The 14105-nt window shown below is 74.1% G+C and carries 10 protein-coding genes; 5 read left to right on the top strand and 5 right to left on the bottom strand.

The window, feature by feature from the left end:
* Positions 1-2: 2 nt before the first annotated feature.
* Positions 3-1763: a malto-oligosyltrehalose trehalohydrolase gene (gene treZ, locus AB0L33_RS20125; RefSeq protein WP_365683211.1), complete on the bottom strand. Its 1761-nt coding sequence runs from the start codon at positions 1761-1763 to the stop codon at positions 3-5.
* A 65-nt stretch (positions 1764-1828) separates the two neighbouring features.
* The gene (locus AB0L33_RS20120; RefSeq protein WP_365683209.1) at positions 1829-2785 is read right to left on the bottom strand and encodes a GNAT family N-acetyltransferase; all 957 of its coding nucleotides are present in this window, start codon (positions 2783-2785) and stop codon (positions 1829-1831) included.
* A gap of 165 nt (positions 2786-2950) precedes the next feature.
* Between AB0L33_RS20120 and AB0L33_RS20115 the strand changes: the two genes are divergently transcribed.
* A complete protein-coding gene (locus tag AB0L33_RS20115) occupies positions 2951-3517 on the top strand; it encodes a DUF1707 and FHA domain-containing protein (protein WP_365683208.1) in 567 nt (188 codons plus the stop codon).
* A 16-nt stretch (positions 3518-3533) separates the two neighbouring features.
* Here AB0L33_RS20115 and lpdA read toward each other — a convergent pair whose 3' ends face one another.
* Positions 3534-4955, bottom strand: a complete 1422-nt coding sequence (gene lpdA, locus AB0L33_RS20110; protein ID WP_365683206.1) for a dihydrolipoyl dehydrogenase — start codon at positions 4953-4955, stop codon at positions 3534-3536.
* An 88-nt stretch (positions 4956-5043) separates the two neighbouring features.
* Here lpdA and AB0L33_RS20105 point away from each other — a divergent pair, with 88 nt between their 5' ends.
* Both AB0L33_RS20105 and AB0L33_RS20100 read left to right on the top strand, forming a co-directional pair.
* Positions 5044-5994 carry a LysR family transcriptional regulator gene (locus AB0L33_RS20105; protein WP_365683203.1) on the top strand — a complete coding sequence of 317 codons (951 nt, stop codon included), beginning with the start codon at positions 5044-5046 and terminating at the stop codon, positions 5992-5994.
* A 49-nt stretch (positions 5995-6043) separates the two neighbouring features.
* Complete coding sequence (locus AB0L33_RS20100; protein WP_365683201.1) at positions 6044-7036, top strand: cytochrome P450; 993 nt, start codon at positions 6044-6046, stop codon at positions 7034-7036.
* Between the two features lie 3 nt (positions 7037-7039).
* Here the strand turns inward: AB0L33_RS20100 and treY are convergent, their stop codons facing one another.
* Together treY and glgX are read right to left on the bottom strand one after the other, a co-directional pair.
* Positions 7040-9406 (bottom strand): malto-oligosyltrehalose synthase, encoded by a 2367-nt coding sequence (treY, locus tag AB0L33_RS20095; protein ID WP_365683199.1) that lies wholly within the window; start codon positions 9404-9406, stop codon positions 7040-7042.
* 115 nt (positions 9407-9521) lie between these two features.
* Entirely contained in the window at positions 9522-11690 is a 2169-nt protein-coding gene (gene glgX, locus AB0L33_RS20090) for a glycogen debranching protein GlgX (RefSeq protein ID WP_365683197.1), read from the bottom strand.
* Between the two features lie 365 nt (positions 11691-12055).
* Between glgX and AB0L33_RS20085 the strand changes: the two genes are divergently transcribed.
* Entirely contained in the window at positions 12056-13288 is a 1233-nt protein-coding gene (locus AB0L33_RS20085; protein WP_365683195.1) for an SAV2148 family HEPN domain-containing protein, read from the top strand.
* Between the two features lie 66 nt (positions 13289-13354).
* Positions 13355-14083, top strand: coding sequence for a 3'-5' exonuclease (locus tag AB0L33_RS20080; protein WP_365683194.1), 729 nt, complete (start codon positions 13355-13357; stop codon positions 14081-14083).
* Positions 14084-14105: the final 22 nt, after the last annotated feature.

Genomic DNA, 14105 nt, shown 5'->3' with positions numbered 1-14105 from the left:
GGTCAGTCGTCCGCGAGGACCACGCAGGACTCCGGCGGCAGGTGCAGCATCCCGTCCGGGCCCGGCGGGTCCACGGGCAGCCACGCCGCGAGGACCCGGCCGGGTCCGCCCCGGTGCCGCCCGTTGCCCAGCGGGATCGCGGCCGGCTCCGCTTGGAGGTTGACCGCGATCCGCAGGTCGCCCCGGCGCACCGCGAGCCACCGCGCCCCGTCGTCGTACGCCGCCTTCACGCTCGCCAGGTCCGGGTCGCGCAGGTCCGGCAGGGTGCGGCGCAGGGCGATCAGCTCGCGGTACCAGGCGTACAGCCGGGCGTGCGGCTCGTGGCGGAGCTCGTCCCAGTCCAGGCAGGAGCGGGCCCGGGTGGCCGGGTCCTGCGGGTCCGGGATGTCCTCCTCCGCCCAGCCGTGCGCCCCGAACTCCCGCCGTCTGCCCGTCCGTACGGCCTCCGCCAGCTCCGGGTCCGTGTGGTCGGTGAAGAACTGCCACGGCGTGCGGGCGCCCCACTCCTCGCCCATGAACAGCATCGGCGTGAAGGGGCCGGTCAGCACGAGCGCCGCCGCGCAGGCCAGCAGCCCGGGGGAGAGGGAGGCGGCGAGCCGGTCGCCGAGCGCCCGGTTGCCGATCTGGTCGTGGGTCTGGGCGTAGCCGACGAAGCGGTGGGCGGCGCTGCGGGTGACGTCCACCGGACGGCCGTGCGTACGGCCCCGGAAGCTGGAGTACGTGCCGTTGTGGAAGAAGGCGCTCGTCATCGTCTTGGCGAGCCCGGCCAGCGGGGCGGCGGCGAAGTCCGCGTAGTAGCCCTGCGACTCACCGGTGAGCGCGGTGTGCAGGCAGTGGTGGAAGTCGTCGTTCCACTGCGCGTGCAGCCCGAGCCCGCCCTCCTCGCGCGGGGTCGTGGTGCACGGATCGCACAGATCGGACTCCGCGATCAGCGGCAGCGGGCGCCCCAGCTCGGCGGCGAGCGCGTCGGCCCCGGCGGACAGCTCCTCCAGGAACGTCAGCGCCCGGGTGTCGGCCAGGGCGTGCACCGCGTCGAGCCGCAGCCCGTCGAGCCGGTAGTCCCGCAGCCAGGCGAGCGCGCTGCCCAGCAGATACGCCCGCACCTCGTCGGAGCCCGGCGCGTCCAGGTTGACCGCCGCGCCCCACGGGGTGTGGTGCGTCTCGGTGAAGTACGGGCCGAACGCGGGAAGGTAGTTCCCGGACGGGCCGAGGTGGTTGTGGACGACGTCGAGGACGACGGCGAGCCCGAGACCGTGCGCCGTGTCGACAAAGCGCTTCAGCCCCTCGGGCCCGCCGTACGGTTCGTGGACGGCCCACAGCGACACCCCCTCGTACCCCCAGCCGTGCACCCCCGGGAACGGGCACACCGGCATCAGCGACACATGGGTGACGCCCAGCTCCGCGAGATGGCCGAGCCGGGCCGCCGCCGCGTCGAACGTGCCGTCGGCGGTGAAGGTGCCGACGTGCAGTTCGTAGAGGACCGCGCCGGGCAGCTCCCGCCCCGCCCACTCGGACCGCCAGGCGTACGCGTCGTGGTCGACCACCGCCGACTCGCCGTCGGGGCCGTCCGGCTGGCGGCGCGAGCGGGGGTCGGGGCGCACCGGACCCCCGTCGAGGGCGAAGCCGTAGCGGTCGCCGTCCACGGCCTCCGCCTCGGCCGTCCACCAGCCGGGCCGGTCCGGATCGGGCTCCATGGGCCGCAGTTCGCCCGCCAGCCGCAGCGCGGCCGACCCCGCATCGGGTGCCCATACCTCGAACAACATGCAGCACTCCCTCGCTCCCGGGCCCGGTCGCCCCGGCCCATGGTGCTACGGAGGCGAGGCGCCCGTCAGTCGTCCCACACCATGTCGAAGGCGCGCTCGAAGTTGACGTAGCCCAGCCGGGCGAACGCCTTCGCCATCGGCACGTTGCCCAGGTCCGTCGCCGCCCGGATGCGCTCCACACCGTCCTGCGCGGCCAGTATCCGCGTCCCCTCGGCGAGGATGTCGTCGATGTAGCCGTGGCCGCGGTGGGCGGGCAGCACCCCGATGTACGCGATGATCGGGTTGTAGTCGTTGCGGGCCGGGATCACGAAGCCGACCGGCTCGCCGTCCGGGAGCTCCGCGACACGCCACCACTCCCGGGGCGTCGCGTACCCGGCCAGCTCCTCGTCGTAATGCTTCTCGGCGGCCTGGCGCGGCGTCAGCCCGGAGGCCAGGTCCGCCTGTCCGTGCGCGTCGAGGGTGCCCTCCATCACCGGCGTCATCAGTGCGAGCAGGTCCTCGCGCCCCGCCACCGGCCGGAACCGCAGCCGCCCGCTCGCGGCAGGCACCGGAGTCCCCGCGCGCCACTCCAGCCGCAGGCGCTCCACGAGCATCCGGGCCCCGGTGCGCTCCATGACCCGGACCCGGGCGTCGACGGCCTCGCGGACCGCCGGGTCCTCACGCCAGTCGGGCGGTACGAACCGTCCGTACTCGGGGCGCGGCGCACCGGCGGGGACGACGGCCGCGGTGGCCTCCTCGACCAGCCGCAGCCCGGCCTCCTCGCGCTCGGCGAGGGGCAGCGTGTCGTCCAGGTCGAAGAAGTCGAGCAGCAGCGGGGCCGCGCCGTCCCTGCTCCACCAGGCGATCCGGGCCACCACCCGGTCGCCGCGCAGCGCCACCCACATCCATTCCGGGCGCCGGCGGCCCGTGTCGAGGTCGTCGGCCAGCTCGTGGTCGAGGACGTAGGGGAGTTCGAGGAAGAGTTTCAGCTCCTCGGGGCCGGTCAGCGGACGGATGGTCAGGTCAAGCGGTGCGTCGGGCACTGAGCTCCAAAGATGAAAGGGTGCGTCACGGCGTTCTCCGGACGGCAGCGGCCGACCCTAGCAACGTTCCGCACGGGCCGCCCCTGGTTATCCGGTGCAGGTCAGAGGTGCCGGAAAGCGGGGTTCTTCTGGACACCCCGGGGCCGTCCGACCGACAATCGAGCCGTGACGTCCCCGTTCGAGTACCACACGCCCACCGCGCGCCTGTCCGACGCGCAGCGCGACCGTGTTCTCGGTGTGCTCAGGGAGGGCGCGGCGCAGGGCAAGCTCTCCCAGGACACCTTCATGCGGCGCATGGAGGTGGCGCTGACGACCAGCCGCCCCGAGGAGCTGGAAGCGCTCACCAAGGACCTGGAGCGCGAAGGCCGTTGGTCGCGGCAGCTGCTGCGCGCCGTCGGCGGGATCTCCGGCTTTCCCGAGCGGGTCCGCCGGGCCTGGCGGGCGGAGCGGCTGCCCAAGCTGCTGCTGCCCGCCCCCAGTCCGCACCCCCTGCTCATCGGCCGCGATCCGGGCAACGGACTGCGCCTCACCCACGAGACCGTCTCCCGGATGCACGCGGAGCTGACCGCCCACGGGGGCAGTTGGCTGCTGCGGGACCTCGGCTCGACCAACGGCACCTGCGTCAACGGACAGCGCGTCACCGGCACGGTCCCGGTGCGCGAGGGGGACCAGGTGAGCTTCGGCCGCATGATGTTCCGCCTCTCCGCACCGACGCTCCGGCCGCCCGCGTAGCCGGACCGGGCCGCGCTCACGCCTGTTGGTGCAGCCCCCGGCCCGCCAGGGTGAGGAACGATTCGCCGACCGCCTCGGAGAGCGTCGGGTGCGGGTGGATGTGCCGGGCCACGTCGAAGGGCTCGGCCTCCCAGCCGACGATCAGCTGGGACTCGGCGATCATCTCCGAGACGTGCGGACCGACCAGATGCACGCCGAGCACCCGTCCGTCCCGCTCCGCGACCACCTTCACCATGCCGCCCTGCCCGTGCACCATGCCCTTGGCGACGGCGGTCAGCGGCATGGTGTTGACCACGACGTCGTGGCCCGCCGCGCGTGCCGCCGCCTCGGACAGCCCCACCGCCGCCGTCTGCGGTGCCGAGTACGTGACCCGGGGCACCGCGTCGTAGTCCACCGCCGTCGTACGGAGCCCCGCCAGGGCCTCCGCGGCCAGCAGCCCCTCCGCGAACGAGGCGTGGGCGAGCCCGAGGGACGGCGGCGGCAGCAGATCGCCGACCACGTGGATGCCCGGCACCGGGGTCTCCAGCCGCGACCAGTCCGCCGGTGCCACGTACCCCCGCTCATCGGTGGTCAGCCCGGCGGCGGCGAGCCCGAGCCCGTCCGTCACCGGGACCCGACCCACGGCCACCAGCAGCCGCTCCGCCTCGACGGTCCTGGTCTCCCCGCGCGGGGCGCGCAGCGTGGCCCGCACGCCGTCGTCCAGGACCACCGCCTCCAGCAGCCGCGTCCCGGTCCGCACGTCGATGCCCCGCTTCGTGAGCCCCCGGGCCAGATGGCGGGACACCTCCGCGTCCTCCAGCGGAACCAGCCGGTCCGCCGCCTCCACCAGGGTCACCCGCGCCCCCATCGAACGATGCAACGAGGCGTACTCCACCCCGATCGCGCCGCCGCCCAGCACCAGCACCGACTCCGGCAGACCGGGCGCGAACAGGGCGTCGTCACTGGTCACCACCCGCCGCCCGTCCGCCGCCAGGCCCGGCAGGGCCCGGGGCCGGGAGCCGGTCGCCAGCACGATGCCGCGCCGGGCGGCCACCTCCCCGTACCCCTCGATCCGCACCGTGCGCGGCCCGGTCAACCGCGCGCTCCCCGCCACCACTTCGACCCGGGCGTGCGCCAAGTGCGCCTGCACGCCCCGGTGGTTGCGGGCCACGATGTCGTCGCGGGTGGCGACGAGCTCCGGCCAGTCGACCGAATCGAGGACCGCCTTCACGCCCCATCGCTCCCGCGCCTCCGCGATGCCGTCGACCAGTTCGGCCGCGTGCAGCATCGCCTTGCTCGGGACGCAGCCCCGGTGCAGACAGGTCCCGCCCACCTTGTCGCGCTCCGCGAGCACCACGCTCAGGCCGAGCCCGGCCGCCCGCAGCGCCGTCGAATAGCCGCCGGTCCCCCCGCCGATGACGACGACGTCCGCTTCCCCCACCCGCTGATCCTGTGTCATGGCTCCCACCCTCCGCCCGGTCCTTGCCATGAGTCCAAGGCAATGTTTCTGTGGTTTCCATGCACGGAGCTCATGGGAAGAGGGCGCGATGAGCCTGCGGCAGATGGAGTACTTCCTCACCGTGGTCGAGGAGGCGTCCTTCACCCGGGCCGCCGAGCGGCTCCACGTCACCCAGTCCGCGCTCTCCCACCAGATCAAGGCCCTGGAGCGGGCCGTCGGCGGGCCCCTGCTCGAACGGCTGCCGCGCGGGGTGCGGCTGACCGCGATGGGCCGGGCCTTCCTGCCGCACGCCGAACGCTCCGTGCGCAGCGCCGCCCAGGCCCGCCGCGCCGCGCGCGCCGCCGCCGGTGCGCAGGGCGGGGAACTCCACATCGCCACCGTCCACGCCATCGCCGTCGGCATCCTCCCCGACGTCTTCGCCCGCTGGCGGACCGCCCACCCCGGCGTCGCCCTCATCCTGCACGAGTACGCCACCACCGAGGCGCTGGAGGACCAGATCGAACGGGGCACCGCCGACCTGGCCGTCGGACCGCCGCCCGCCCGCTGGAGCGGCCCGGTCGTCCCCGTCGGCGCGGAGGACATCGTCCTCGTCGTGCCCTTCGACGACCCCCTCGCAGGGCGGGCGTCGGTCCGCCTCCAGGAGCTCGCCGACCGCTTCTGGGTGCGCTGCGCCATGGAACCGCTCGTGGACGGGACGCCCTTCATCGACCTGGCCTGCGCCCGGGCAGGGTTCCGCCCCCGTACGGCGGTGCGCACCGAGCACACCTCGACGGCGGTGCGCATGGCGGCGGCCGGGGTCGGCGTCGCCACCGCGCCCGCCCACGTCGTCCGGGGCGCGGTCGGCGAGGACTGCGCCCTGCTCACCGTGGACCCGGCCTGGCGGCGCGAGCTCGCCGTGTTCTCGCGCGTCCCGCTGACCGGCGCGGCCGCCGCGTTCACCGCCCTGCTGGCCGAAGCCCGGAGCACCGGCGACCCGTCCCCCGCGTCACCCGGACGGCCGCGCGCCGACTGCGAGGCGACCGTTCAGGTGATGCCCTGAGAGGGACCGCGCCGTCCACCGGCGTACCGACTCGCCCGGGGGAAACGCCATGCAGGCAGACGCACCCCGAGACATACCCGCCCCGACCGCCTCGCCCGAGCCGCACGCCCACGCCACCCGGCCCAGGTCCCGCAGGACCGGCCGGGCCCGCACCGGTCCCAGCCTCCTCGCGCGCGGCGCCGCCCGGGACCCGTACCGCTTCTACCGGATGCTGCGCGAGCAGTACCCGCTCAGCTACGACGCGCCCCTCGGCGCCTGGCTGGTCAGCCGGTACGACGACGTGACCACCGCCCTCACCGACCCCCGGTTCACCGGCTTCCCGCAGGACGGGGCGCCCCGGGGCGGGCCCGCCCCGCTCGGCCTGTGCCACGGCAGCCCGCGCTGCCTGCCCGCCGACCGCTACACCGTGGTGACCGGCACCGTCCCGGACGGGCTCGCCGAGCGCGTGGAGCGCACCGCCCATGTGCTCGCCCTGCGGATCGCCCGCTCCTCCCGGGCCGACCTCGTCGAGGAGTTCTGCCGCTGGCTGCCCGCCGCACCGGCCGGTGACGGGCCCTGCGCCCAGGACACCGCCCTGCGCCGGACCGTGCTCGCCTCGCTCCTCGCCAACCTGCTGGACGACCCCGACCTGCTGGCCGCCCTGCGCATCGAACCCGCGCTCACCGGCCGGGCCTGGACCGAGACGCTGCGCCGCGACCCGCCGGTCCAGGTCGTCCTGCGCCGCACGGTCGCCGAGGTCGCCCTCAGCGGCGGCACCCTCCCCGCCCGGGCACCCGTCGCCTGCCTCGTCGGGGCGGCCGCGCGGGACCCCGGGCGGTTCGCGGCCCCGGACACGTTCGACCCGTTCCGCCCGGACCAGGACCGCACGCTGACCGGCCCGGCGGGCTGCCCGGCCGTGGCGCTCAGCCGCCTGGAGGCCGAACAGGGGCTGCGCGCCCTGCTCGGCGCGATGCCCCGGCTCCGCTGGGCGGAGGGCTTCCGCCCGGCCGCCACGGGCCTGCTCACCCGGGGCCCGCGCTCGCTGCTCGTCCGGCCGGGCTGAGCCTCAGCCCCGTACCAGCAATGCCACCGGCCGGTCCGCGAACAGCTCCGCCACCTCCACCGTGCCCCCGGTGAACTCCCGGCCCGGCGTGAGGAGATCCCGCCACACGCCCTCGTCGGGCAGGGGCAGCCGCGTCCCGCGCCAGCCGCCCGACTCCGCGAGCCGCAGCGACAGCCGGGTCACCGCCGTGACGACCTCGCCGGACCGGCAGAAGGCCACGCAGTGCGAGGCCGCCGGACCCGAGGCGCGCAGCGGGGCGTACGTGCCGGACTCGCCGAACACCGCGGCCCGCTCGCGCCGCAGCCGCAGCGCGACCCGGGTCAGCTCCGCCTTCTCGTCGGCGGGCGCGTCCGGCGACGGCTCCGTGAACGGCCGCCGGTTGTCCGGGTCGACCAGCGCCAGATAGGTGCGCTCGGTGCCCTGGTAGAGGTCCGGCACACCGGGCATCGTCAGGTGCACCAGGGCCGCGCCCAGCGACTGCGCCCGCACATGGGCGGCGAGCGGGGCGGCGAACTCCTCCACCAGGGACCGCACGGGACCGGTGTCCGCGGCGGGCCCGGCGGCGACGAAGTCCGACGCCATCCGCTCGTAGACCGGATCGGGCTCCGTCCAGCTCGTGAAGAGGCCCGACTCGCGCACCGCCTTCAGCAGCGCCGGCTCCAGCCGCGCCGCCCGCTCACCGGCCGGAATCCCCGCGCAGCCGACCGCCGTCTGCCACGCCTGCCAGGCCAGTTGCGGATCGGGCGCGGCCTGGGCGGACCGCCCGAGCCCCGCGACCAGACCCGCCCAGCGCCCCGGGCACTGCGACAGCACCGCGATGCCCGCCCGCACGTCCGCGCTGCGCTTCGTGTCATGCGTCGTCAGCGCCGTCCCGGTGGCGGGCCAGTCGCGGGCGAGCCGGGTGCAGAAGGCGTGGAAGTCCTCCGGCTCGACCGCCGGGTGGCCCGGGTCGCCGCCCACCTCGTTCGCCGAGATCAACGGCAGGTAGCGGTAGTACGCGGTGTCCTCGACCGCCTTCGCCCGCAGCGCGGACGACGTCTGCGCGAACCGGGCGCAGAACGCCGCCCGGTCCGGTCCGCCGCCGAGCCGCCCGAGCGCCAGGTCCCGCACCACGTCGACCGCCGACGCCTCCTCGCGTACCGCGAACACCGCCTTGGCGTCGCTCACCGTCGTCGCGTCGAGCGTCGCCCCGGCCGCTTCGGAGCAGGGGCCGCCCGCCGTCACGTACGGGCGGTAGACCGGAACGCGGACCAGCAGTTCGCGGATGGCGGTGCGCAGGGCCCAGGGGGCGTGGTCGCGCAGTGCGGGGTCCCCGGCGCAGATCCGGGAGGCGAGGCGGGTCAGCAGCTCGGTCTCCGCCGCCAGCTCGTGGCTGACGACGCGATAGGCGGCCCGGCGCACGGTCGCCGTCCAGTAGCCGCCCCGGTCGCCGGCCGGGGACGCGGCCTCGCGGTAGTGGCCCAGCAGCTCGGCGGCGCCCTGGGGGTCGGTGAAGAGGCCGTCGATCCGGTACAGCGCGTCGTAGCCGGTGGTCCCGGCGACGGGCCAGCCGGCCGGCAGCGGCTCGGAGCCGGTGAGGATCTTCTCCACCACCGTCCACACCCCGCCGCTCTCCTCGGAGAGCCGTTCCAGATAGCCGGCCGGGTCGGCGAGACCGTCCGGGTGGTCGATCCGCAGGCCGTCGACCACCCCGTCCCGGACCAGTTCGAGGATCTTGCCGTGGGTGGCGGCGAAGACCTCCGGGTCCTCCACCCGCACCCCGATCAGGTCCGAGATGGTGAAGAACCGACGGTAGTTCAGCTCGGTGCGGGCCAGCCGCCACCAGCCGAGCCGGTAGTGCTGGGCGTCCAGCAGTTCGGCGAGCGGGAGGCCGGCGGTGCCTTCCCGGAGCGGGAACTCCTGCTCGCCGTAGCGCAGCACCTCGCCGTCGACCCGCATCCGCTCCATCTCGTCGCCGAGGCGGCCACCCAGGACGGGCAGCAGCATCCGCCCGTCACCGGCCGCCCAGTCGATGTCGAACCAGCGGGCGTACGGGGAGTCCGGGCCCTCGCGCAGCACCTCGCGCAGGGCGTGGTTGTGGACGGGGTCGGCCGCCATGTGGTTGGGCACGATGTCCAGGACCAGGCCGAGCCCGTGCTCCCGCGCGGTGCGCGCGAGCCGTCGCAGCCCCTCCTCACCGCCCAGCTCGTCGCGTACCCGGCCGTGGTCGGTGACGTCGTAGCCGTGCCGGGAGCCCGGCACCGCTTCCAGGACCGGCGAGAGATGCAGATGGGAGACGCCGAGCGAGGCGAGGTACGGCACGGCGTCCTCGGCGGCGCGGAACGGGAACTCCGGCTGGAGCTGGAGACGGTACGTGGCGGTAGGCGTCATGGGATCTTCGTACCCACATCGGGCCCGCCTGTGTCACCCCGCCCGGGACAAGGGCCTGTCCGGCGGACAGGCCCCGGGGCGCGACGGGGTGACACGGGCGGGCCCGTGCGACCGGTCAGGCCGGTCGTTGCAGCACCACCATGCTCCGGCCCACCAGCGTCACCCGGTCGCCCGCCGCCACCTTCGGCCCGGCCCCGGGCAGCACCCCGGCCGGGCGCGCGGTGTCCACGACGGCGTGCCACTGCCGGCCGTGGTTGACGGGCACGGCGAATTCCAGGGTCTCGGCGCTCGCGTTGAACATCAGCAGGAACGAGTCGTCGGAGATCCGCTCCCCGCGCGGCCCCGGCTCCGAGATGGCGTGCCCGTTCAGGAAGACGGTCAGGGCCTTGGCGTGGGCGGCCTGCCAGTCCCGCTGCGTCATCTCCTGGCCCTCGGGCGTGAACCAGGCGATGTCGGAGAGCTCGTCGTGCGTGCCCTCCACCGGGCGGCCGTGGAAGAACCTGCGGCGGCGGAAGACCGGGTGGTCGCGGCGCAGCCACACCATCGCCCGGGTGAACTCCAGCAGGCTCATGTCCTGGGGCCCGCCGTCCGGCCCGTCGTCCTCGTCCTCGCCGTCCGCGCCCACCGCGGCGGCGGGCTCCGGCCAGTGCACCCACGACAGCTCGTTGTCCTGGCAGTAGGCGTTGTTGTTGCCCCGCTGGGTACGCCCGAACTCGTCGCCGTGGCTGAGCATCGGCACGCCCTGCGACAGCATCAGCGTGGCGATGAAGTTGCGCATCTGGCGCTCGCGCAGCTCCAGCACCTCGGGCCGGTCCGTCTCGCCCTCGGCGCCGCAGTTCCAGGACCGGTTGTGGCTCTCGCCGTCCCGGTTGCCCTCGCCGTTGGCCTCGTTGTGCTTGTCGTTGTACGAGACCAGGTCGTGCAGCGTGAAGCCGTCGTGGCAGGTGGTGAAGTTGATCGAGGCCAGCGGGCGCCGCCCGTCGTCCTGGTACAGGTCGGACGAGCCGGTCAGCCGCCCGGCGAACTCGGCCAGCGTCCGGGGCTCGCCGCGCCACAGGTCGCGGACCGTGTCCCGGTACTTCCCGTTCCACTCGGTCCACAGCGGCGGGAAGTTCCCCACCTGGTAGCCGCCCTCGCCCACGTCCCACGGCTCGGCGATCAGCTTGACCTGGCTGACGACCGGGTCCTGCTGCACCAGGTCGAAGAACGACGACAGCCGGTCCACCTCGTGGAACTGCCGGGCCAGCGTGGCCGCCAGGTCGAAGCGGAAGCCGTCCACATGCATCTCGGTCACCCAGTACCGCAACGAGTCCATGATCATCTGGAGCACGTGCGGCGACCGCATGAGCAGCGAGTTCCCGGTGCCCGTGGTGTCCATGTAGTACCGCTGGTCGTCGGTCAGCCGGTAGTACGAGGCGTTGTCCAGGCCCCGGAACGAGAGCGTGGGCCCGAGGTGGTTGCCCTCGGCGGTGTGGTTGTAGACCACGTCCAGGATGACCTCGATGCCCGCCTGGTGCAGGGCGCGCACGGCCTGCTTGAACTCCAGGACCTGCTCGCCCCGGTCGCCCCAGGAGGCGTAGGCGTTGTGCGGGGCGAAGAAGCCGATCGTGTTGTAGCCCCAGTAGTTGGCGAGCCCCGCGTCCGCCAGCCGGTGGTCCTGAACGAACTGGTGCACCGGCATCAGCTCGATCGCCGTGACGCCCAGCTCCGTCAGATGGGCGATGATCTCCGGATGCGCCAGCCCGGCGTACGTGCCGCGCAGCTCCTTCGGGAGCCCCGGATGGAGCATCGTCAGGCCCTTCACATGGGCCTCGTAGATCACCGTGCGGTGGTAGTCCGTACGGGGGCGCCGGTCGTCGCCCCAGTCGAAGTACGGGTTCACCACGACCGAGGTCATGGTGTGCGGGGCGGAGTCGAGGTCGTTGCGCGCGTCCGGCCTCCCGAACGGATAGCCGTACACCGCCTCGCCCCACTTGATCCGCCCGGACACCGCACGGGCGTACGGGTCGAGGAGCAGCTTGGCGGAGTTGCACCGGACGCCACGCTCCGGCTCGTACGGGCCGTGCACGCGGAAGCCGTAGCGCTGACCGGGCATCACCCCGGGCAGGTACGCGTGCCGGACGAACGCGTCGGTCTCCCTCAGCTCCACCGCCGTCTCGGAACCGTCGTCGTGCAGCAGGCACAACTCGATTCGGTGGGCGGCCTCCGAGAAGACCGCGAAATTGGTCCCGGCGCCGTCGTACGTGGCACCGAGCGGGTACGCCTGTCCCGGCCACACCTGCATGGATTCGACTCTTCCCGTCCTGCCGCGGTCGCTCGGGTGAAATGCGGGGCCGCCTGGGCCCCGGGCCAGATCTTCCCCGAAAGAGCGCCCCCGACCTAGGACGTCGGCCCGTCGGTCAACCTCGTGCCTCTCCGCGTCGCCCGGAACCGGCCTTTGGCCGGACCCTCGTCCGAGCTGTCCGGTTCGCACCCTCGCTGGGGTGTTTAATCCCTATGAATCCGCTCACTCCCGTCGGAACGGCCGACCGGAACAGGTTTGATTCCATGGGGAGTTGGTAAAGGAGCCTGCGCATCCGGCTGCACCGGCTCCCGCTCCCGGAGTACCCTTCCTTGATCGTTGGTGGGGGAGTGGAAGGCGGTGCGTGGGTGAGCTCGGGAGGGTTCGAGCTGCCCCCGGGTGACGCGGGTCACGAGGGGGACGTGGCCGAGGTCCCGCCCGGGGCGGTATCGCTGGCGCAGCCCCTGGAGATCGGTGCGGAGCTGGACTGGGGCGCCGACGCCTGGAGCGAGGTGCGCACGCGCGCCCAGCGGGCCGGGCGCGCCTATATCTGGCTGAATCTCGTCGAACAGCGGCTCCGTGCCGTCGTCGCGGCGGTGCTCCGGCCGATCTACGAGCCCGTGCACGGCGAGGACTGGGTGGTGGCCGCCGCCGGGCCCGCCGGACAGGAGTGGGTGCAGCGCGCGGTCGCCGTGCGCGAGGTCTCCCGCCGCAAGGGCTATCTGCTCGACCCGGCCGACGACAACGTCCTCAGCTTCCTCACGCTGCCCCAGCTCCGTGAGCTGATGGTGCAGCACTGGCCGTGCTTCGAGCCGTACTTCGACGACCGCCGTGACGTCGAACTGGCGCTCGACGAGCTGGAGGTCGCCCGCAACGTCGTCTCCCGCAACCGCGCGCTCAACGAGGCGGTGCTCGCCCAGGCCGAGCGGGCCTCCGCCCGGCTCCTGGAGATGCTGGGCAGCGGCGCGGGGGTGCCCTCCGCGGACCGGCTCCCGGTCGACGCGGTCGAGGAACTGGTCGGCGACCGGTACGCGGACGTGGTCTCCGTCCACTCCGACCGGGTGCGCCTCCAGCGGCAACTGCCCGCGGAGGACCTGTTCGGCGGCGCCCGCAGGCTCGACGCGATCGGCATCGGGCTCAACCTGCTGGTGCAGAACTTCTCCGGACGCCGCCTCATCCGGCTCGCCGAGTCGGGCTGCCGCATCCGGCTGCTCTTCATCAACCCGGCCAGCAGCGCCGTCAAGCGCCGCGAACGGGAGCTCGGCCTGAAGAAGGGCGAGCTGAGCCGGTCCGTGGAGATGAACATCCTGCACACCCGCCGGGTGCGCGCCAAGCTCCGCGACCCGGACGCCTTCCAGATCCACGTCTTCGACGAGACCCCGCGCTTCACGGCCTATCTGGTGGACGGCGACGGGGCCGACGCGGTCGGGGTCGTCCAGACCTATCTGCGCCGGGCGCGCGGCATGGAGGCGCCGGTGCTGGTGCTGCGCGGCGGCGGGCGTGCGGTGGTCCGGGCGGGGCAGGGGTACGAGCACGGGCTGTTCGAGACGTACCGCGAGGAGTTCGAGTCGGTGTGGACGGACTCCCGGCCGGTCTCCTGAGCGGCGTTGTCAGTGGCCCGTGCGAGGGTGGTCGTCATCCGGGGGAGCACATGAAGGAGGTACGGGATGAGCTGGCACCGGCACGCGCTGGTCGGCTTCGATCTGGAGACGACGGGGACCGACCCGCTGGAGGCCCGGATCGTGACCGCCGCAGTCATCGCGGTGGACGACCGGGACGGTGAGCCGGTGGCCCGGCACACCTGGCTGGCCGACCCGGGCATCCTCATCCCGGCCCAGGCGTCCGCGATCCACGGCATCAGCAGTGAGCGTGCGGCGGCGGAGGGCCGCCCCGCGCGCGAGGTGGCCGACGAGATCGCCGACACGCTCGTCGGCTACTGGCGCCGGGGCGTCCCGGTCGTCGCGTACAACGCCGCGTTCGACCTGACGCTGCTCACCGCCGAGTTGCGGCGGCACGGGCTGCCCCCGCTCGCCGACCGGCTGGGCGGCGCGCCCGTCGGCCCCGTCATCGACCCGTACACCATCGACCGGGCTGTCGACCGGTACCGCAAGGGCAAGCGGAATCTGGAGGCGGTCTGCGTCGAGTACGGCGTGGTGCACGGCGGCGCCCACGACGCGGCGGCCGACGCCCTGGCCGCGGTCCGCGTGGCGTACGCGATAGCCGCCCGCCACCGCGCCGTGGCCGAACTCCCGGCGCCCGCGCTGCACGACCGCCAGATCACGTGGCACGCGGAGTGGGCGGCGGACTTCCAGAACTTCCTCCGCCGCAAGGGCACCCCCGACGCGGTGGTGGACGGCCAGTGGCCCGTGCGAAAGCCGGTGCGCACGACGGCCTGACCCGCGTTGTCCTCAATCGCCG

Origin of the sequence: Streptomyces sp. NPDC052299, from assembly GCF_040679335.1 — a bacterium.
Classification (GTDB): Bacteria; Actinomycetota; Actinomycetes; order Streptomycetales; family Streptomycetaceae; genus Streptomyces.
This window is presented reverse-complemented; position numbering and strand designations above follow the sequence as displayed.

Bases quoted from the DNA above. Each gene is read 5' to 3' on its own strand.
- glgX (WP_365683197.1), bottom strand. From the start codon at position 11,690: ATGCAGGTGTGGCCGGGACAGGCGTACCCGCTCGGTGCCACGTACGAC.
- treZ (WP_365683211.1), bottom strand. From the start codon at position 1,763: ATGTTGTTCGAGGTATGGGCACCCGATGCGGGGTCGGCCGCGCTGCGG.
- AB0L33_RS20080 (WP_365683194.1), top strand. From the start codon at position 13,355: ATGAGCTGGCACCGGCACGCGCTGGTCGGCTTCGATCTGGAGACGACG.
- lpdA (WP_365683206.1), bottom strand. From the start codon at position 4,955: ATGACACAGGATCAGCGGGTGGGGGAAGCGGACGTCGTCGTCATCGGC.
- AB0L33_RS20105 (WP_365683203.1), top strand. From the start codon at position 5,044: ATGAGCCTGCGGCAGATGGAGTACTTCCTCACCGTGGTCGAGGAGGCG.
- AB0L33_RS20100 (WP_365683201.1), top strand. From the start codon at position 6,044: ATGCAGGCAGACGCACCCCGAGACATACCCGCCCCGACCGCCTCGCCC.
- treY (WP_365683199.1), bottom strand. From the start codon at position 9,406: ATGACGCCTACCGCCACGTACCGTCTCCAGCTCCAGCCGGAGTTCCCG.